This window comes from Streptococcus sp. 2018110 (assembly GCF_019754115.1).
Classification (GTDB): Bacteria; Bacillota; Bacilli; order Lactobacillales; family Streptococcaceae; genus Streptococcus; species Streptococcus hashimotonensis.
Map to the genome: position 1 here is coordinate 38839 of NZ_JAIJZO010000001.1, position 19644 is coordinate 58482.

14 protein-coding genes and 3 tRNA genes are annotated in these 19644 nt (G+C 43.4%); 15 read left to right on the forward strand and 2 right to left on the reverse strand.

Annotated elements, in window-relative coordinates:
• The first annotated feature begins 16 nt into the window (after positions 1–16).
• Both rexB and addA read left to right on the forward strand, forming a co-directional pair.
• Positions 17–3283: an ATP-dependent nuclease subunit B gene (gene rexB / locus K5Q34_RS00215; RefSeq protein WP_205028071.1), complete on the forward strand. Its 3267-nt coding sequence runs from the start codon at positions 17–19 to the stop codon at positions 3281–3283.
• Positions 3283–6933: a helicase-exonuclease AddAB subunit AddA gene (gene addA / locus K5Q34_RS00220; RefSeq protein ID WP_221864326.1), complete on the forward strand. Its 3651-nt coding sequence runs from the start codon at positions 3283–3285 to the stop codon at positions 6931–6933. The genes rexB and addA overlap by 1 nt, the downstream gene beginning before the upstream one ends.
• 286 nt (positions 6934–7219) lie before the next feature.
• On the opposite strand, the gene plsY is transcribed toward addA, so the two are convergent.
• Positions 7220–7864, reverse strand: coding sequence for a glycerol-3-phosphate 1-O-acyltransferase PlsY (gene plsY / locus K5Q34_RS00225; RefSeq protein ID WP_024406229.1), 645 nt, complete (start codon positions 7862–7864; stop codon positions 7220–7222).
• A gap of 142 nt (positions 7865–8006) precedes the next feature.
• Between plsY and parE the strand changes: the two genes are divergently transcribed.
• The 13 genes from parE to K5Q34_RS00290 all read left to right on the forward strand — a co-directional run bounded on the left by parE (position 8007) and on the right by K5Q34_RS00290 (position 19195).
• Positions 8007–9956 carry a DNA topoisomerase IV subunit B gene (parE, locus tag K5Q34_RS00230; RefSeq protein ID WP_002935482.1) on the forward strand — a complete coding sequence of 650 codons (1950 nt, stop codon included), beginning with the start codon at positions 8007–8009 and terminating at the stop codon, positions 9954–9956.
• A gap of 23 nt (positions 9957–9979) precedes the next feature.
• Positions 9980–10582, forward strand: coding sequence for a protein adenylyltransferase Fic (gene fic, locus K5Q34_RS00235; protein WP_172115729.1), 603 nt, complete (start codon positions 9980–9982; stop codon positions 10580–10582).
• A gap of 32 nt (positions 10583–10614) precedes the next feature.
• A complete protein-coding gene (locus tag K5Q34_RS00240; protein WP_172115728.1) occupies positions 10615–11118 on the forward strand; it encodes a YkvA family protein in 504 nt (167 codons plus the stop codon).
• Positions 11119–11120: 2 nt separating this feature from the next.
• Positions 11121–11573 (forward strand): hypothetical protein, encoded by a 453-nt coding sequence (locus K5Q34_RS00245; protein WP_105179465.1) that lies wholly within the window; start codon positions 11121–11123, stop codon positions 11571–11573.
• A gap of 187 nt (positions 11574–11760) precedes the next feature.
• Positions 11761–14214, forward strand: a complete 2454-nt coding sequence (gene parC, locus K5Q34_RS00250; protein ID WP_221864327.1) for a DNA topoisomerase IV subunit A — start codon at positions 11761–11763, stop codon at positions 14212–14214.
• A gap of 61 nt (positions 14215–14275) precedes the next feature.
• On the forward strand, positions 14276–14893 hold the full coding sequence (locus K5Q34_RS00255) for a DUF4230 domain-containing protein (RefSeq protein WP_202845839.1): 618 nt from the start codon (positions 14276–14278) through the stop codon (positions 14891–14893).
• 110 nt (positions 14894–15003) lie between these two features.
• Positions 15004–16026 (forward strand): branched-chain amino acid aminotransferase, encoded by a 1023-nt coding sequence (locus K5Q34_RS00260; protein WP_202845840.1) that lies wholly within the window; start codon positions 15004–15006, stop codon positions 16024–16026.
• Between the two features lie 66 nt (positions 16027–16092).
• A complete protein-coding gene (locus K5Q34_RS00265; RefSeq protein WP_012775068.1) occupies positions 16093–16326 on the forward strand; it encodes a DUF2969 domain-containing protein in 234 nt (77 codons plus the stop codon).
• 51 nt (positions 16327–16377) lie between these two features.
• Positions 16378–16458 (forward strand) — tRNA-Tyr (locus tag K5Q34_RS00270).
• A 137-nt stretch (positions 16459–16595) separates the two neighbouring features.
• Positions 16596–16667, forward strand: a tRNA-Gln gene (locus K5Q34_RS00275).
• A gap of 123 nt (positions 16668–16790) precedes the next feature.
• Positions 16791–17996, forward strand: coding sequence for a 30S ribosomal protein S1 (gene rpsA, locus K5Q34_RS00280; protein ID WP_013730343.1), 1206 nt, complete (start codon positions 16791–16793; stop codon positions 17994–17996).
• 37 nt (positions 17997–18033) lie between these two features.
• Positions 18034–18105 (forward strand) — tRNA-Arg (locus K5Q34_RS00285).
• Between the two features lie 61 nt (positions 18106–18166).
• Positions 18167–19195: a low specificity L-threonine aldolase gene (locus K5Q34_RS00290; protein ID WP_221864328.1), complete on the forward strand. Its 1029-nt coding sequence runs from the start codon at positions 18167–18169 to the stop codon at positions 19193–19195.
• An 18-nt stretch (positions 19196–19213) separates the two neighbouring features.
• Here the strand turns inward: K5Q34_RS00290 and K5Q34_RS00295 are convergent, their stop codons facing one another.
• Positions 19214–19597: a hypothetical protein gene (locus tag K5Q34_RS00295; RefSeq protein ID WP_024406291.1), complete on the reverse strand. Its 384-nt coding sequence runs from the start codon at positions 19595–19597 to the stop codon at positions 19214–19216.
• Positions 19598–19644 lie beyond the last annotated feature (47 nt).

Genomic DNA, 19644 nt, shown 5'->3' on the forward strand with positions numbered 1-19644 from the left:
AGCATGAGAATTTGATATGAAATTAGTCTATACAGATATTCGCAATCCTCTGACGCAGTATTTAACGGATACCGCAGCAGAATTTGCTAAGGAAGCTAAGCGAGTTTTTTACATTGCTCCAAACTCTCTATCCTTTGAGATGGAGCGCAAGGTCTTGGAATATTTGCCTGAACAGGCAACTTTTGATATTATCGTGACTCGTTTTGGGCAATTGGCCCGCTATTTGATGATTGATAGGAAAGAAGCAGGTCAACCGCTGGATGATGTTGGTCTGGCTATGATTTTCTTTCGTGTGCTATCGCAATTTGAAGACGGCGACTTGAAAGTCTATGGTCGTTTACAGACAGATTTTGGGTTTATTAACCAGCTAGTTGCTTTATACAAAGAATTGCAACGGGCAAATATGTCTATTTTGGACTTGGAAGCCATGGAGTCGCCAGATAAGCAGGCTGATTTGGTAAAGATTTTTCTGGCTGTAACAGACATTTTGTCCAAAGAAGGCTTTGAGCATCAGTCTAAGTTAGCACAGCTGACTAGCTTGGTGGAAACTGGTCAGTTGGATGAGCAGTTGAAGAACATTGTGCTGGTGGTAGACGGATTTTCTCGTTTTTCGGCAGAAGAAGAAGCTTTAGTAAGTGCTTTAAATGAACGGGTGTCGGAAATCCTGATTGGTGTATATGCCAGCAAGAAAGCTGTGCAAGCCACCTATGCGGAAGGGAATGTTTATCAAGCCAACGTTGACTTTTTACGTCAGTTATCAACGCAGTTCCAGACTAAGGCTACTTATATTGGTCAAGAGCCAGTCTTGGACAGTATTGGTAAATTTTCAAAGAATATGGAAGCCTATTATGACTACAGCGGGACCATGATAGACTTGACTCCAGCAGACCAAGAAAAAATCCAACTATGGGAAGTCGTCAACCAAAAAGAAGAGGTGGAGCAGGTTGCGACTGCGATTCGTCAGCATGTGCATCAAGGGGCTCGCTATAAAGACATTTTGTTGCTCTTGGGTGATGTGGATAGCTACAAGTTGCAGATTGGCAAGATTTTTGACAAGTATGATATTCCTTACTATTTTGGTAAGGCAGAGGAGATGAGTTATCATCCCCTGGTCCATTTTGTGGAGTCCTTGGAACGCTTGCGTCGCTATCGTTTCCGTGCGGAAGACCTGCTCAATCTCCTCAAATCTGGTTTGTACGCCAGCATTTCCCAAAAGGAGCTGGACCTATTTGAGTCTTACATCCTCTTTGCGGATATGAAGGGGCAGGCTGCTTTTTCGAGGGCTTTTTCGGTCAATGGCAGAGCGGACTACGATGTTGAGACTGTCAAGGAGAAGCGACTTGTCTATGATTTGAATGTCTTGGAACCCCTACGTGCTAAGATTATGGAGCCTTTGAACCAGCTGTTTAAGGCTGGACCACAATCTGGAACTGCCTTGCTTGAGAAATTTATGGCTTTTTTGGAGGCAATTGAGCTTCCTAAAAATATGGAAAAAATGTCTCGAAATTTGAGTGAAGTAGAGCAAGAAAAAGAAGAGCAGGTCTGGAAAAGTTTCACCCATATTCTAGAGAATTTTCATCATATTTTCGGAAAAGAAAAATTGAAAATGGATGATTTTCTGGCTATTTTACAGGCTGGCATGCAGGCCAGTCACTATCGTACTGTTCCTGCAACGGTTGATGTGGTCAATGTCAAATCCTATGATTTGATCGAGCCACACACTGCAAAGTATGTTTATGCTATCGGAATGGGCCAGTCCAATTTTCCAAAAGTTGCCAAGAATACCAGTCTATTGACAGAAGAAGAGATGGAGAAAATCAATCTTGTCTCAGCTAGCTCTTCACGTTTTGATTTGGTCAGCCGAGAGAATATCAAGAAGAACCATGCTGCCATGATGTCTCTGCTGAATGCTGCGACGGAACAGTTAGTTATTTCAACTCCTCAGATATATAATGAAGGCGAGGATAGTCTCTCCCCTTATATCAAGATTCTCCAAAAAATGGGGCTGAAAACCGAAGAACGTGGAAGGATGAAAACACTTAGTCCACAAGACATCGGTCACTACAAGAGTCTCTTATCCCGTTTGATTGAGTCGGAAAGACCATCTCTTGATCATGAAGAATGGGAAGGGCAGACGGCCTTCTGGACAGTCTTGGTTCGCCATTTGAAGAAGAAATTGGAGTCGCAAGGCATTGAAATTCCGACCATTACTGGCGAAATTACTTCTAAACAGCTTGCAGCTGATACCTTGGCTGCTTTATATCCAGAGGATAAGCCGCTCAATCTTTCTGCATCCAGCTTGACCAATTTCTACAACAACCAATATCTTTACTTTGTCCGTAATGTTCTCCGCTTGCGGGAACAGGAATACATCCATCCGACTGCCTTTCAGCATGGTTTGTTCTTGCATCGGATTTTTGAACGAGTGGTCATGGACCAATCTGATCTAGATTTTGATCAAAAAGTGGACAAGGCCATCCTGCATACGCGTGACGAGGCAGAATTTGCTATGTTTTATAACCAGGATGCGGATGCTCGTTATACGGAGGAGGTGCTGGATAAGATTGCTCGCTCCAGTGCAACCATTTTGCGGGATAATGATTTGGTTGAAATTGATGGTCAGGAAAAGAGTTTCCGTCAGGATAAGGCGCTGGTTTTTGACCTTCAAAATGGCAAGAGTGTACATGTAAATGGTACAATTGACCGCTTGGATACCTTACAAATCAATCAGGCTGTCGGTGTTGTAGATTACAAGTCCAGCGACCAATCTTTTTCAGTTGGAGAATTTTACAATGGTCTAAAACCTCAGTTGGTGACCTACCTGGCAGCCTTACAAGAGCTGGATGAAACCAAGGATAAACCTGTTTTTGGGGCTATGTATTTGCATTTGCAGGATCCGATTATCAAGTTAAAAGACACAAAGAATTTAGAACAGCTAGAAGGAGCTGCTAATACGAGCTTGGTTTACAAGGGACTTTTCTTGAAGGAGGGAAGTCTGGGGCTCAATCATTTTTATCAGACTCGTAACCAACTCTACACGGAAGATGAGTTTGCAGTCTTATTGAACCACAACCAAGAACTCTACAAACAAGCTGCCAAGGACATTCTGGATGGTCGCTTTGCCATTAATCCTTATACCAAAGATGGGCGTTCGGTGGCAGGTGAGCAGTTGAAGGCAATCACTGGTTTTGAGGCGGATCGGCACATGGGCATGGCGCGGCGGTTGGTCAAAGAGGCCAAGCGTCAAGATTGGATGGAACGAATGAAAGGAGGTCAGGACTAATGGCTTTTGAACAATTTTTAAGCGCGGAAGAAATCAAGGCTGTGCAGCTGGCGGAAGCTAATTCTGATAAGCAACAAAAACGCACACCTGAGCAGATTGAAGCCATCTACACGCACGGTCAGAATGTTCTGGTCTCTGCATCGGCAGGGTCAGGAAAGACCTTTGTTATGGTTCAACGGATTTTGGATAAGTTGAAGCGTGGTGTGGGAATCGACCAGCTCTTTATCTCGACCTTTACAGTCAAAGCGGCTGGTGAGTTGAAGGAGCGAATCGAGAAAAATCTCAACGAAACCATTGCTGAGACGACCGATATGGAATTGCGTCGGCATTTGTCGGCCCAGTTGGCAGATTTGACTAAGGCGGATATTGGGACCATGGACTCCTTTACGCAGAAATTGGTCACAACCTACGGTTATAGCCTTGGTATTTCTCCGCAGTTTCGGATTTTACAGGATGAGACAGAAAAAGCGAGCCTGAAAAAAGAGGTTTTTGACCAGCTCTTTGCAGATTATCTTGAACAGGATGAAAATGGTGCATTCCGCAAACTAGTTCGCAATTTTTCAGGCAACCGTAAGGATAATAGTGGTTTTCGTCAGGTTGTTTATCAGGTGCATGATTTTAGTCAATCGACGAGCAGTCCAACTAAATGGCTGAAAGAGCAGGCTGTTCAAGCTGATTTGTACAGTCAGGAGCGTATAGAGCAGATCTTAGAGCAAGGCTTTAAGGAAAAAGTGTTAGACAAGCTCTATCAAGTTGCAGATTTCTTCCGCTACCATGTGGAATGGGGCAGAAATGACTTTGGTTCCGCCAAGTATTTTGCCAATGTGGAAGAAGTTTTGGATTTGTTGACAGGTTTAGATAGTCTGAACCAGAAGGACTTGATGGAGCGGGTTGAAAAAGTCCTTCTCATCAATGACCAGTCCAGAGGCAAGGGCCTGACCAATGCCAATCGACCAAAAGATGAACATTTGATAGCCTTTAAAGAAGAATACAATGCTGGCAAGAGCCAGATTATCTCAGGACTACGAGATTTGGGTCAGGAAGTTTATGAATTGACCCTGCTGAAAGATTATCAGGCTCAAGCTTTGCCACTGCTTGTATTATTACGTGACTTTGTCTTGGATTTTTCGCAGGCTTATCTGGATGTCAAAATCAAGGAAGCGGCTTTTGAATTTGGTGATATTGGGCATTTCGCTATTCGTATTTTAGAAGAAAATGCAGACAGCCGCCAGTTTTTCCAAGAAAAATACCACGAAGTCATGGTGGACGAGTACCAGGATAACAACCATAGCCAAGAGCGGATGTTGGACTTGCTGTCAAATGGTCATAATCGCTTTATGGTGGGCGACATTAAGCAGTCCATCTATCGATTCCGTCAGGCAGACCCAATGATTTTCCAAGAGAAATTTGAACTGTATCAGGCAAATCAAGAAGCCGGAAAATTGATTTTGCTCAAGGAAAACTTCCGTAGTCAGATTGAGGTCTTGGAGGCAACAAATGCTATTTTCACGCGCCTGATGGACCGCCAAGTAGGGGAAATCAAGTATGACGACACCCACAGTCTGGTGGCTGGTAGTCCTGGTCAAAAAATTGCCCAGCCCAAGCATGAGATGGAATACTTGATTTACGACCAGCAGGAGAGCGTACAATCTTCAACGGATTCTGAGGAGGAAACACCTCTGACTGCTGGTGAAATTGAAGTCGTTGCAAAAGAGATTATTCGTCTCCATAATGAAGAAGGCGCAGACTTCAAAGACATCACTCTCTTGGTGCAAAAACGAACGCACAACGACCTCATTATGTCCATTTTTGAAAAACATGGGATTCCTATTGTGGCAGATGGCGGAGCAGCCTCCTATCTGCAATCTTTAGAAGTCATGATCATGCTGGATACTTTGCGGGTTATCAATAATCCACTCAATGACTATGCCTTGGTTGCACTGCTTAAATCGCCTATGTTCCGATTCGATGAGGATGAGCTGACACGGATTTCCTTGCAGGCTGGGACAGGTTTCTTTTACCAGAAAATGGAATTAGCCCAGCAAGCAAGTGGGCAACATCCTGAACTGATGTCAGGAGAGTTGAAGAAGAAAATCAAGGATTTCTTGTCTATTTTGGAAAATTGGCGTGCCTTTGCCAAGCTGCATTCTATTTATGACTTGATCTGGAAGATTTTCAATGAAAAATTCTACTATGACTATGTCGGTGCTCTTCCAAATGGCAGCAAGCGTCAGGCCAATCTATATGCACTAGGTCTGCGTGCCAACCAGTTTGAAAAAACAGGCTACAAGGGCTTGTCCCGCTTCATCGCCATGATTGACCGTGCCTTAGCAAATGATAAGGATTTGGCAGATGTACAAGAGTTTCTACCGCAAAATGCTGTACAGCTTATGACGATTCACAAGTCAAAAGGTTTGGAGTTCAAGTATGTCTTCCTCATGAACATCGATAAGCGATTCAACTTGGAAGACCATTACCAATCAGTCATCATCAGCCGGAAAAATGGTCTGGGTATCCAATATTTAGCGGATATGAAAGATAAGGTAAATAGCCCATTACCTCAGGTGCGAGTCTTAATGAACACCCTCCCTTATCAAAATAATCTTCAAGAGTTAAAAATTGCCAATCTTTCAGAACAAATGCGGTTGCTTTATGTTGCACTAACGCGTGCAGAGAAGAAGCTGTATCTGGTTGGAAAGGGCAATGCTGACAAGTTAGCTGAAAAATACGATGGCAAGAAGGAAGATGGCGTACTTGCCCAATCAACTCGTGAAAGTATGGCGACTTTCCAAGACTGGATTTTAGCTATTGATGAGGCTTTTTCAGGAGAAGACTTGCACTTCAAGAAAGTCTTTGTAACGGATGAGGATTTGACAGATGAGAAGATTGGTAAACTGACATTGAAGAATAAGCTTGAAGACGCCAGCCTTAAAGATATTCGTCAATCAGAAGATATTGCCCAGGCCTTGGACCAATTATCTTCTGTCCAAGAGTTGAATGCCCGCTATAAGGCTGCCATCGAATTACCAAGTTTACGTACTCCAAGTCAAATCAAGAAACGCTATGAGCCTGTCTTGGAACAAGAAGGCATGGAAGTTATGGAAAAATACCTGCCAAAACGGACCTTTAACTTGCCAGATTTCTCCAAGAAACCAAAAATCACTGGAGCCCAAGTCGGTTCAGCAGTTCATGAACTCATGCAACGTTTGGATCTGTCTTGGTTGGTGACAGAAGATACGGTAAGAGCAGCCCTAGAAGCTGTTCATGCTGAGCAAGCGATTAAAGATAAAATCAATATTCAGATGATTTTGGATTTCTTTGATACAGATTTAGGAAGAGAAATTCTAGCCAATACGGACAAACTCCACCGAGAAGCTCCATTTGCAAGTTTACAGACAGATTCTTTTTCACAGGAACAATTTGTCCTTCGTGGGATTATCGATGGCTACCTGCTATATGATGATCATATTGTCCTCTTTGATTATAAGACAGACAAATATGACCAACCAAGCCGACTCAGCCAACGTTACCAAGCTCAAATGCAACTCTATGCCGAGGCATTGAAAAAAGCCTACAAGATAGATCGTGTAGACTGTCATTTGATTTTGCTTGGTGGGGAGAAGATTGAAGTGGTTGAAGTCAATATATAGTCATTTAGTTTTTCTTTTATTACTTCGACGCAAGAGGAAACTCCGTTTCCTTATTTCCAACTTCAAACATTCCACTGGATTGTTTGAACCCGCTTTGCCGTACTCTGCAGGGGGTGACTTGCTCCGCAAGTGCTATCTCCAACCTTGCACAGTCACTCGACTGTACAAGCTGTCTGCAGCTGTTGATGCGACCTTTGTTCGCTATATCTCCAACCTCCAAAGGTTCCCGAACCTTTGGAGCGAGTACTAAAAGTAAACTAAAAGACTATAAATGAAAAGCGAGTGGTTAAACTCGCTTTTTCTGTTTGGTTAGATTGAGTCCGAATGGGACAAGATTTTCTTCTTTTTTCAAAATCCGCTGGATATTTTCCTTGTGGCGGATAATGACAAATAGGCCCAAAAAGACGATAATCACTGTAAAGAGCCAGTCGTAGCTTGGCAGGATGATTCCTATTGCTGGAAATAGCAGAGCTCCTAAGATTGCTAAAGCAGCAGCCAATACGCTGGAGAAGGAAACCATCGAAGTGAGGTAAAGAGAAGTCACAAAGATGATAACCAGATAGAGGCAGAAAGCAGGTGCGACACCCAGAAGCATACCAGCAGATGTTGCAACCGCCTTTCCACCTTTGAATTGGGCAAAGATAGGGAAAGTGTGTCCCAGTACAGCCATTAACCCAAATACAATCGGAGAAATTCCTTGGGCATGAAAGATCAGCGGAAGCAAGGCTGCCAACGTTCCCTTGAGAAAATCAATTACAAATACAATCGTTCCAGCCTTTGGACCTAAAATACGGAATGTGTTGGTTGTTCCAGTATTTCCCGAACCATGTTCACGAATGTTGATATTGAAAAAAGTTTGACCTATCCAAAGTCCTGACGGGATAGATCCCAATAAATATGCAATAAATAGTAAAATAAGATTGACTAACATGTTTTCATTATAGCATATTTTCATCTAATTTAGTCCAAAATCTTATTTTGTGAGCTGTCTCAGCCGATAGGTAGCAGAAATATTTTGCAAAAATGCTAAAAAACTTGTAATATAGAAAGGATGATAAGTATGGAGGTCAATTTTGGCTAAGAAAGAGATTGATATAAATAATTACAATGATGATGCCATTCAGGTATTGGAAGGGCTAGATGCCGTTCGCAAACGCCCTGGTATGTACATCGGATCCACAGATGGAAATGGCTTGCACCATATGGTCTGGGAGATTGTTGATAACGCTGTCGATGAAGCCTTGTCTGGTTTCGGTGATCGGATCGATGTGACTATTAACAAGGACGGCAGCCTGTCTGTGTCTGACCGTGGACGCGGAATGCCTGTCGGTATGCATGCAACAGGCAAGCCAACAGTCGAAGTCATCTTCACCGTTCTCCACGCAGGTGGTAAGTTCGGTCAGGGTGGCTACAAGACCTCAGGTGGTCTGCACGGGGTTGGTTCTTCGGTGGTCAATGCCCTGTCCAGCTGGTTGGAAGTTGAGATTACCCGTGATGGTGCTGTTTACAAGCAACGGTTTGAGCAGGGCGGAAAGCCAGTCACGACTTTAGAGAAGATTGGTACCGCTCCAAAATCAAAAACAGGTACAAAAGTTACCTTTATGCCTGATGATACCATCTTCTCAACGACTGATTTCAAGTTCAACACCATTGCCGAACGCCTGAAAGAATCAGCCTTCTTGCTCAAACAAGTCACCATGACCTTGACAGATGAGCGGACGGGTGAGCAGGAGGAGTATCATTATGAAAATGGCGTCCAGGACTTTGTATCCTACCTCAACGAAGACAAGGAAACTCTGACACCTGTCCTCTATTTTGAAGGAGAAGATGCAGGATTCCAGGTCCAAGTGGCCATGCAGTACAACGACGGCTATTCAGACAACATCCTGTCCTTCGTTAACAACGTTCGGACTAAGGATGGCGGTACCCATGAAACAGGTCTCAAACTAGCCATTACCAAGGCCATGAACGACTATGCTCGTAAGACCAACTTGCTCAAGGAAAAGGACAAGAACTTGGAAGGCTCTGACTACCGTGAAGGTTTGTCTGCGGTCCTTTCTATCCTTGTACCAGAAGAGCATTTGCAGTTCGAAGGGCAGACCAAGGACAAGTTGGGAAGCCCACTTGCTCGTCCTGTGGTGGACGGCATTGTATCGGACAAATTAACCTTCTTCCTTTTGGAAAATGGCGAGCTAGCATCTAATCTAGTCCGCAAGGCCATTAAGGCGCGTGACGCCCGCGAGGCTGCGCGTAAGGCACGTGACGAATCCCGAAATGGTAAGAAAAACAAGAAGGACAAGGGACTTCTGTCAGGTAAGCTAACCCCAGCCCAGTCTAAAAATCCAGCTAAAAATGAACTCTATCTGGTCGAGGGAGATTCAGCCGGAGGCTCTGCCAAACAGGGCCGTGACCGCAAGTTCCAAGCCATTCTACCTTTGCGTGGTAAGGTTATCAATACCGCCAAGGCAAAAATGGCGGACATCCTCAAAAACGAAGAAATCAACACCATGATTTACACCATCGGTGCAGGTGTTGGATCAGACTTTACGCTGGAAGATGTCAACTATGACAAGATTATTATCATGACCGATGCGGATACGGATGGTGCCCACATTCAGACCCTCTTGCTGACCTTCTTCTATCGCTATATGCGACCGTTAGTAGAAGCAGGTCGGGTTTACATCGCCCTTCCGCCACTTTATAAGATGTCTAAAGGCAAGGGCAAGACAGAAAAGATTGCTTATGCTTGGTCTGACGGAGAATTAGAAGATCTCCGCAAGGATTTTGGCAAGGGCTTCATCCTCCAACGCTACAAGGGTCTTGGTGAGATGAATGCCGATCAGCTCTGGGAAACAACCATGAACCCTGAAACCCGTACTCTTATCCGCGTCACCATTGAAGACCTAGCCCGTGCTGAACGCCGAGTATCTGTCCTCATGGGCGACAAGGTCGAGCCACGCCGCAAGTGGATTGAGGACAATGTTAAGTTTACTTTGGAGGAAGCGACAGCTTTTACTAAATAATCTCAGGGAAGTTGAGGTGCCATATGGTTTTAGAAAATAAATTTGGGATTGAAAATTCGGCTGAATTAGCCCGTCTTGAAGAACAAATCAGCAAGAAAAAAGCAGCTCAACTGTTCGAAACTGGCCAGTTATTCCAGATAGAATTTGGGACTTTTGCAGGTTTGGCACACATTCATCAGGCTTTATTTGAGGATATTTACGACTTTGCAGGGAAAATTCGTGATGTCAACATTGCCAAAGATAATTTTCAATTCGCTCCACGAATCTTTCTTGAGCAGTCTTTGGCCTATATTGACAAGCTACCTCATGAAACCTTTGACGAAATCGTTGAAAAATATGCGGATATGAACATTGCACATCCATTCCGAGAAGGAAATGGACGCAGTATGCGTATCTGGTTGGATTGTATGCTACGGGATAGTTTGGGCAAGGTGGTTGATTGGAATAGCATTGATAAAGATGAGTATTTCAATGCCATGGTTAGAAGCCATGTGTCAACAGGAGAGCTTAAATATCTGTTATTGCAAGCCTTAACGGAAGATCTTGGTCAGGCTACTTATTTCAAGGGCATCGACCATTCTTATTTCTATGAGGGTTACAACCTATATCGTACTGAGGATTTGTAAATCTAGCAAAGACAAACTATGTGAGGTGTTTTATGCCATTAAGAGGAAAATTAACTGACCGTTTTCAAAAACGGTTGTCTGAATGGGCTCGAAAGCGCAAGCCATTTAAAAATAAACAGGAGTTGGAAGAGAAATTTGACCAAGCATTGAAGATTTGGCAATCTTCCAAAACTCGGCAACATGCAGAAAGCTTGCTATCTGAGCAAGGAAAATTAGAACATTTTTTACATAGCACGGAACGGAAACTGTCTCGTATGCCTTTTGGTGGAGATAAGTTTGCGGCTATTCCAGGCTTGATTTCCATGGTGCGAAGCTATATCCGTAGAGATTACAGCAAGTTACCCAAAGGGACAATCCTTGCAATTATAGGTGCTTTGATTTATTTTTTCAGTCCTATTGATGCCTTACCAGATTTCATCCTTGGAGCAGGTCTACTTGATGATGCCTTTGTCCTTAATGCCTGTTTGAAATTAATCAAAACAGATGTCGATGACTTTAGAAGCTGGCAAGCAAGTCAGTGGGAAGTGGAAGAGTAGCTATGATAAAGTTTTTAAGAAAAAAGCCAACTATCGAGCAACTTAAGAAAGTTCCGTATGCTTCTCAGCATACAGAGGTTCTACGTTCAATTTGGCGAGCAGATGTGCCTAAATACGGGATTTCTTCTACTTTACAAGGTGAATTACTTCGACAATTAGAAAAACTTCGCTGGGAAGCTCAAGCAAATGGCAATGTCAATTGGTGTGAAGAGCACTCAGACTACTGTCGATTCATAAAGGAGACTCTCTATAAAGGAAAAGTCCTTTCTTCTCAACAGAAGCAAGAGTTAGTTTTAATAATGGATTATCTAAAATCGTGTGGTGAGTATGCTCAAGCTTATCAAGAAAATTTGATTGATGATGAGGAACTAGAAATTGAGAAATTAGCATATGTTGATGATAATCTTTATGATAGAGTAGGGGATATGATTGCTTTCTTTTATCAGAGAACTTAGGTAAAGAACTAATGTTTAGCTAAGGATATAGCAATAGAAATTGTAAGGTCTCTTCCGTTCTCACTACTTAAGGCGATTATCAAAAAAAGTAAAAAAGAAAATTTTTCGACAAGAAACAAAGAAAGGAATGTTCAGCTAGTCTGTCTAACTGAACACGGGACTGAATCGTCCCTTTGTATCTTAATTTATGTCTAACATTCAAAACATGTCCCTTGAGGACATCATGGGAGAGCGCTTTGGTCGCTACTCCAAATACATTATTCAGGAGCGGGCCTTGCCGGACATTCGTGACGGTCTAAAGCCCGTGCAACGTCGGATTCTTTATTCCATGAATAAGGACGGCAACACTTTTGACAAGGGTTACCGCAAGTCCGCCAAGTCAGTCGGGAATATCATGGGGAATTTCCACCCACACGGTGATTCCTCTATTTATGATGCCATGGTCCGCATGAGTCAGGACTGGAAAAACCGCGAGATTTTGGTGGAGATGCACGGAAACAACGGTTCCATGGACGGTGACCCACCTGCGGCCATGCGTTACACCGAGGCTCGCCTGTCGGAAATGGCAGGTTATTTGCTGGCCGACATCGAGAAAAAGACAGTACCATTTGCCTGGAACTTTGACGATACGGAAAAAGAACCCACTGTGCTACCAGCTGCCTTCCCTAATCTCTTGGTCAATGGAGCGACAGGAATTTCAGCAGGGTACGCGACTGACATCCCGCCGCATAATCTGGCGGAGGTCATCGATGCCGTTGTTTACATGATTGATCATCCGACTGCTAGCTTGGACAAGCTAATGGAGTTCCTGCCTGGGCCAGACTTCCCAACAGGTGCCATTATCCAAGGGGCTGACGAAATCAAGAAGGCCTATGAAACTGGTAAGGGTCGTGTCGTTGTCCGTAGCCGTTGTGACATTGAGCAACTCAAGGCAGGTAAGAAACAGATTGTCATAACCGAGATTCCGTACGAGGTCAATAAGGCTGTTCTGGTCAAGAAGATTGATGATGTCCGTGTCAACAACAAGGTGCCTGGTATTGCTGAGGTGCGTGATGAGTCAGACCGTACAGGTCTGCGGATTGCCATTGAGTTGAAAAAAGACAGCGATGAGCAAACCATTCTCAACTACCTTTACAAATATACCGACTTACAAATCAATTACAACTTCAACATGGTGGCGATTGACAATTTCACACCGCGTCAGGTTGGCTTGCAGAAAATTCTGTCTAGCTACATCGCCCACCGCCGTGAGATTATCATTGCTCGTTCTAAGTTTGACAAGGAAAAGGCAGAGAAACGTCTCCATATCGTAGAAGGCTTGATCCGTGTTATTTCTATTTTGGACGAGGTCATTGCCCTTATCCGTGCCTCTGAAAACAAGGCGGATGCTAAGGAAAACTTGAAAGTCAGCTATGAGTTTAGCGAGGAACAGGCAGAAGCAATCGTGACCTTGCAACTCTACCGCTTGACCAATACCGACATTGTGACCTTGGAAAATGAAGAAGCAGCCCTACGCGAGCAGATTCAGACCTTGGCAGCCATTATCGGCGATGAGCGCACCATGTTCAATCTTATGAAGAAGGAACTGCGTGAGGTCAAGAAGCAGTTTGGCAACCCTCGTTTGAGTGAATTGCAGGATCAGGCAGAAGCGATTGAGATTGACACCGCCAGCTTGATTGTCGAAGAAGAAACTTTTGTCAGCGTGACCAAGGCGGGTTACATCAAACGGACCAGTCCACGTTCTTTCAATGCCTCAACCCTTGAAGAAATGGGCAAACGAGAGGATGACCAGCTGATTTTCTTGCAGAATGCCAAGACAACCCAGCATCTCCTGCTCTTTACCAATCTTGGAAATGTTATCTACCGACCTGTCCATGAACTGACAGATATTCGTTGGAAAGACATCGGTGAACACCTGAGTCAGACCTTGATGAACTTTGATACCAATGAAGAGGTTATCTTCGCTGAACTGGTTGAGAATTTTGAAGAGGGAACTTATTTCGCGGTAACTAAATACGGTCAAATCAAGCGTGTGGAGCGGAAGGAGTTCACGCCATGGCGGACTTATAAGTCCAAGTCAACCAAGTATGCCAAACTCAAAGATGCGGATGATGTGGTCATTACCGTATCGCCTGTGGTCTTAGACGACATCATGCTCATGACAGAAAAGGGCTACGCTCTGCGATTTAACATCGAAGAAGTGCCAATCATCGGTGCCAAGGCGGCCGGTGTCAAGGCGGTCAACCTCAAGGATGGGGATGTGGTGGCTGCGGCCTTTATCAGCAATACCAGCTCCGTCTATCTCCTGACCCAGCGTGGTAGTTTGAAGCGGATGGCGGCGGAGGAAATCCCTGTGACCAGCCGTGCCAAGCGTGGTTTGCAGGTGCTTCGCGAACTCAAGGCTAAGCCTCACCGTGTCTTTGCGGCTGGTCCAGTCTTGACGGACCAGGGGGATTTTGACCTCTTTAGCACAGCAAATGAAGATGAAACGACTAGTCAAATCCTTCACGTGCAGTCCAAAACAGGTAAACTCTATGAGGTTGATGTGACCCAGCTTAGCCTGTCTGAACGCACCAGCAACGGCAGCTTCATTTCGGATACCATTTCCGATGAAGAAGTCTTCAGAACCTGGATAGACTAAAAAGATGAAAAGATTGCTCGCAAAGCAGTCTTTTTGCTATACTGTAGGGGAGGTAAATCTTATGAAAATTATCAAATTATTTTTCACTATAAAAGTCTATCTATGGCTTGTTCTGTCCTTCCTTCTGTTATTGTGTGGTGTATGGGGGTACGGCTACATCTCTGGTGAAAAGAGTAATCAGCAGGAAGTAAGTGTCCAAACGGCTATTGAGTCTGTCGAGCAAGTCAATGAATTGGTATTTCTAAATACAGCTGTCCAGAAAATTGTGACCGCTAAAAACTACACGGTCTTATTTGGTCAAGAAATGCCTTTCTCAGAAAAATCAGCCCTCTTAATCATCAAGTACAAGGCAAAATTTGGTATCAAAAGTCCTGTATCTATTGAACATCTTTCTGAAAATCGGTACAAAATTAACCTTCCAGCCTTTGAAGTCATTGGATTGGAATTAGATGCAGAAGAACCTTATACCTTATATGATAAGAGTGGAGAGATACTGAGTTTTGCGACGGAAGAAATCGATACTGCCCAACTCATCACAGATGAATTTCAGTCAGCAGAACAAGAAACGTTTCTAGCAGATTATCAGGAAGACATAAAAGAGTCAGCCAAAACTTACTATCAAAATTTGTTTAAGGCAATTTCTCCTGAAATTGAACTAGAGTTTGTTTTTAAAGAGTAAGAGTCTGGTTTACCAGGCTTTTTCTCATATTCACAAAATTTTCTGAATTTTTAATTGAAAATCACTTTCAAAAGTAGTAAAATAATAAAAAATAAATTTGGAGAATACCTATGACAGTAACAATCGACTGGGAAAACCTTGGTTTTTCCTACATGAAATTACCTTACCGCTTCATCGCTCATTTCAAAAACGGCCAGTGGTCTGAGGGACAGCTGACAGAAGATGCGGAACTGCACATTTCAGAAAGCTCACCAGCCCTTCACTACGGCCAGCAAGCTTTTGAAGGCCTCAAGGCCTATCGCGCTAAGGACGGAAAACTCCAGCTCTTTCGTCCAGACCAAAACGCTGAGCGCCTGCAACGAACAGCTGACCGCTTGCTCATGGAGCCTGTACCGACTGGCCTTTTCATCAAGGCTTGTAAAGAGGTGGTCAAAGCCAACTCGGACTACGTTCCTCCCTATGGAACTGGTGGTACCCTTTATCTCCGCCCGCTCCTGATTGGTGTCGGCGACATCATCGGCGTAAAACCAGCAGAAGAGTACATTTTCACCGTTTTTGCCATGCCGGTCGGAAACTACTTCAAGGGTGGTTTGGCTCCGACCAACTTCCTCATTCAGGACAAGTACGACCGTGCGGCACCAAATGGAACAGGGGCGGCTAAGGTTGGTGGTAACTATGCAGCATCGCTCTTGCCGGGCCAATATGCTAAAAAGCAGGGCTTCTCAGATGTCATCTATCTGGACCCAGCTACCCACACCAAGATTGAAGAAGTAGGGTCTGCTAATTTCTTTGGTATTACAGCCAATAACGAGTTTGTCACACCGATTTCGCCATCAATCTTGCCGTCCATTACCAAGTATTCTCTCTTGTATTTGGCAGAGCATCGTCTGGGAATGAAGGCAGTGGAACGAGAAGTTCTTGTCGAAGAATTAGACCAGTTTGTCGAAGCAGGAGCTTGCGGAACAGCTGCAGTCATCTCACCAATTGGTGGTATTCAGATTGCAGACAAACTCCATGTTTTCCATAGTGAAACAGAAGTAGGACCTGTCACTCGTAAATTATATGACGAATTAACAGGTATCCAGTTTGGTGATATTGAAGCGCCAGAAGGCTGGATTGTCGAAGTAGATTAATTTCAGAAGGCTTGCACTTGCAAGCTCTTCTCTTTTTTTGTAGAATAGTAAAAGTGAGGTTTGAAAATGAGTAAAAAAGATAAAAAAATTGAAATTCAGATTGAAGATAGCAAAGTTCTTGTCAATAGAGAAGAGTTCCCTGGCTACCGCCTTGTTATAGGTAAAAAAGTAATTGGAGAAATTGCAGAATTGGCTGAAAATAACTTTGCAGTTATTAAAAATGGAAATACCGAAAGCTTTTACAAAAAATTAGAAAAAGCAGTCGGAAATATTATTGAAAATTATAATTTAAGTCACTAAAAGGCTTGTAATAGTCGCTATTTTATGTTAGAATAGTGACTGTTAGTGCACGGAGAGATAGCGAAGAGGCTAAACGCGGCGGACTGTAAATCCGCTCCTTCGGGTTCGGGGGTTCGAATCCCTCTCTCTCCATGTCTAAGATACTAAGGGCGTCAAACGCATAGTAAAAATAGGAAGTTGACTGCAAATCCTGATTTGCTAGGCGACTTATCTTTTTTACACAGCGTTTAGCCCGAGTTCATTTCAGAATACTATCTTAGAAAATGTTTTGGGGTATCGCCAAGCGGTAAGGCAAGGGACTTTGACTCCCTCATGCGTTGGTTCGAATCCAGCTACCCCAGTAAAGGTACTAGATATAGTCTAGTTCGTCAAAGATGTCTAATTGTTGTTGTCCTTGCGTGTGCCTTAAATAAAATATATTTTATGTTGGGTCGAAAGACCTGATTGTCGGAGGTTTTTTTATAATGAACGAATTTGAAGATTTGTTGAACAGTGTAAGCGAAGTTACACCTGGTGATGTGGTAACTGCAGAAGTATTGACAGTTGATGCTGGTCAAGCAAACGTAGCTATCTCAGGTACTGGTGTTGAAGGCGTATTGACTCTTCGTGAGTTGACTAACGACCGTGATGCTGATATCAATGACCTTGTAAAAGTTGGTGAAACACTTGAATTGTTAGTACTTCGCCAAGTTGTTGGTAAAGATACAGACACTGTTACTTATCTTGTATCTAAAAAACGTTTGGAAGCACGTAAAGCATGGGACAAGCTTGTTGGTCGTGAAGAAGAAGTTGTTACAGTTAAAGTAACTCGTGCCGTTAAAGGTGGTCTTGCAGTTGAATTTGAAGGTCTTCGTGGTTTCATCCCAGCTTCAATGATCGACAGCCGTTTCACTCGTAACACTGAGCGTTTTGTAGGTCAAGAATTTGATGCTAAAATCAAAGAAGTTGATCCTGCTGAGAACCGTTTCATCTTGTCACGTCGTGACGTTGTTGAAGCAGAAGCTGCAGCTGCACGTGCTGAAGTATTCGGTAAATTGGCAGTTGGTGAAGTTGTGACTGGTAAAGTTGCACGTATCACAAGCTTTGGTGCCTTCATCGACCTTGGTGGTGTAGATGGTTTGGTGCACTTGACTGAATTGTCACACGAGCGTAACGTATCTCCTAAATCAGCTGTAACAGTTGGTGAAGAAGTTGAAGTTAAAGTTCTTGCAATCGACGAAGTTGAAGGTCGCGTATCATTGTCATTGAAAGCTACACAGCCTGGTCCATGGGATGGCGTTGAGCAAAAATTGGCAGCTGGCGATGTAATCGAAGGTAAAGTAAAACGCTTGACTGACTTCGGTGCTTTCGTTGAAGTATTGCCAGGTATCGATGGTTTGGTACATATCTCACAAATTTCACACAAACGTGTTGAAAATCCGAAAGACGCTTTGTCAGTAGGTCAAGAAGTAACTGTTAAAGTTCTTGAAGTGAACGCAGCTGATGAGCGTGTATCACTTTCTATCAAAGCTTTGGAAGAGCGTCCAGCAGCAGTTGAAGGTGAAGAAAAAGCTGAAAAACGTGCTCCACGTCCACGTCGTCAAAAACGTGAAGAAAAACGTGATTACGAATTGCCAGAAACTCAATCTGGATTCTCAATGGCTGACCTTTTCGGTGACATTGAATTGTAATTCATATAAAAACTTGCCTTGTGCAAGTTTTTCCTTTCCACCCTTAGTGTAATGGATATCACGTAAGATTCCGGTTCTTGAGATGGGGGTTCGATTCCCTCAGGGTGGACTAAATTGAAAAGCCTGGATTAACAGGCTTTTTTGTTATATTATATCAAGGAGGCTGTGATATGTTACATTTTGAAAATGACTATAACAAAGGTGCTCATCCTGCCTTGCTAGAAGCCTTAGTTGCAAGCAACCAAGAAGGTTTATCTGGATATGGCACTGATAAATATACTGAATCTGCTATCGAAAAAATCAGACTTGCTACGGACTGTCCTCATGCACAAGTTACGTTTTTAGCAGGTGGCACTCAGACCAATCAAATTGTCATTTCGTCTATGTTAGCTTCCTATGAAGGAGTCATTGCGGCGGATACTGGTCATATTGCAGTTCATGAAGCGGGAGCAATTGAATTCACAGGCCATAAAGTGTTGGCTTTACCGCATACGGATGGTAAACTTGTCGCAAGTGAAGTTGAGAACTATATTTCCGATTTCTACGCAGATGCTAATCATGCCCATATGGTTCATCCTGGTATGGTCTATATTTCCCATCCAACAGAGTATGGCACACTTTATAGCAAGTCAGAGTTGGAAGAATTATCCCAAGTTTGCCGCACCCATAATATTCCGATTTTTTTAGATGGAGCTCGTTTGGGTTACGGTCTTGCAGCTCGCGATACGGATCTTGATTTGCCAACAATTGCAGAGCTGACCGATGTTTTTTATATCGGAGGGACAAAACTTGGTGCTTTGTTGGGAGAAGCTCTGGTCTTCACCAAGAACAACCAGCCTAAGAATTTCGTATCAATCGTCAAACACCATGGTGCCTTGTTGGCGAAAGGACGAGTGACGGGTGTCCAGTTTGATTGCTTATTTACTGATGACTTGTATCTTGAATTGGGGTGTCATGCTATCGCAATGGCAGAGCAACTGATCCAGATTTTGGAAGAGAAAGGCTTTCAATTCTATCTCAAATCCCCGACCAATCAGCAATTCGTTATTGTTAAGAATGAAGAATTGACTAGATTGACAGAAGCTGGAATTGCCTATGGCTTCTGGGAAAAATACGACGATAGCCACAGTATCATCCGCTTTGCGACCAGCTGGTCAACTAGTCAAGCAGATATTGATGAGATAAGAAATAGATTATAGCAAGCAAAAAAGAAAGGGTTAGCCTTTCTTTTTAGTCTGTAAATAATGATAGCGATAAACTGCATAACGTTCAATAAGGCGGTAGCCTATTCCTCCTGCGATTGCATGTACAATTAGGGCAATGTGCAATTCTAGTGGTGCTTTTATAGTGATACCAAATAGAATACCGATTACAGTCCATCCTAGAATGACCCACCATAAGTACTTAAATGGAGCATACTGGCCATCCTGGTCCTTAACTTCACTGGAAACCCTGATTGAACAGCCGATTAATATTCCCATGGGGAGCAATGAACGAGTATCAAATGGTTCTGGTAAAAATGACGATAAGGCGAAGATTTGTATAAGCGCAAAAATCAGTAGCCAAACGAAAATCGGCGTTTTTAGAATGACGTATTTCATATTGTACCCTCCTGAAATTAGTATATCAAATCCAAGAAAGTGAAACA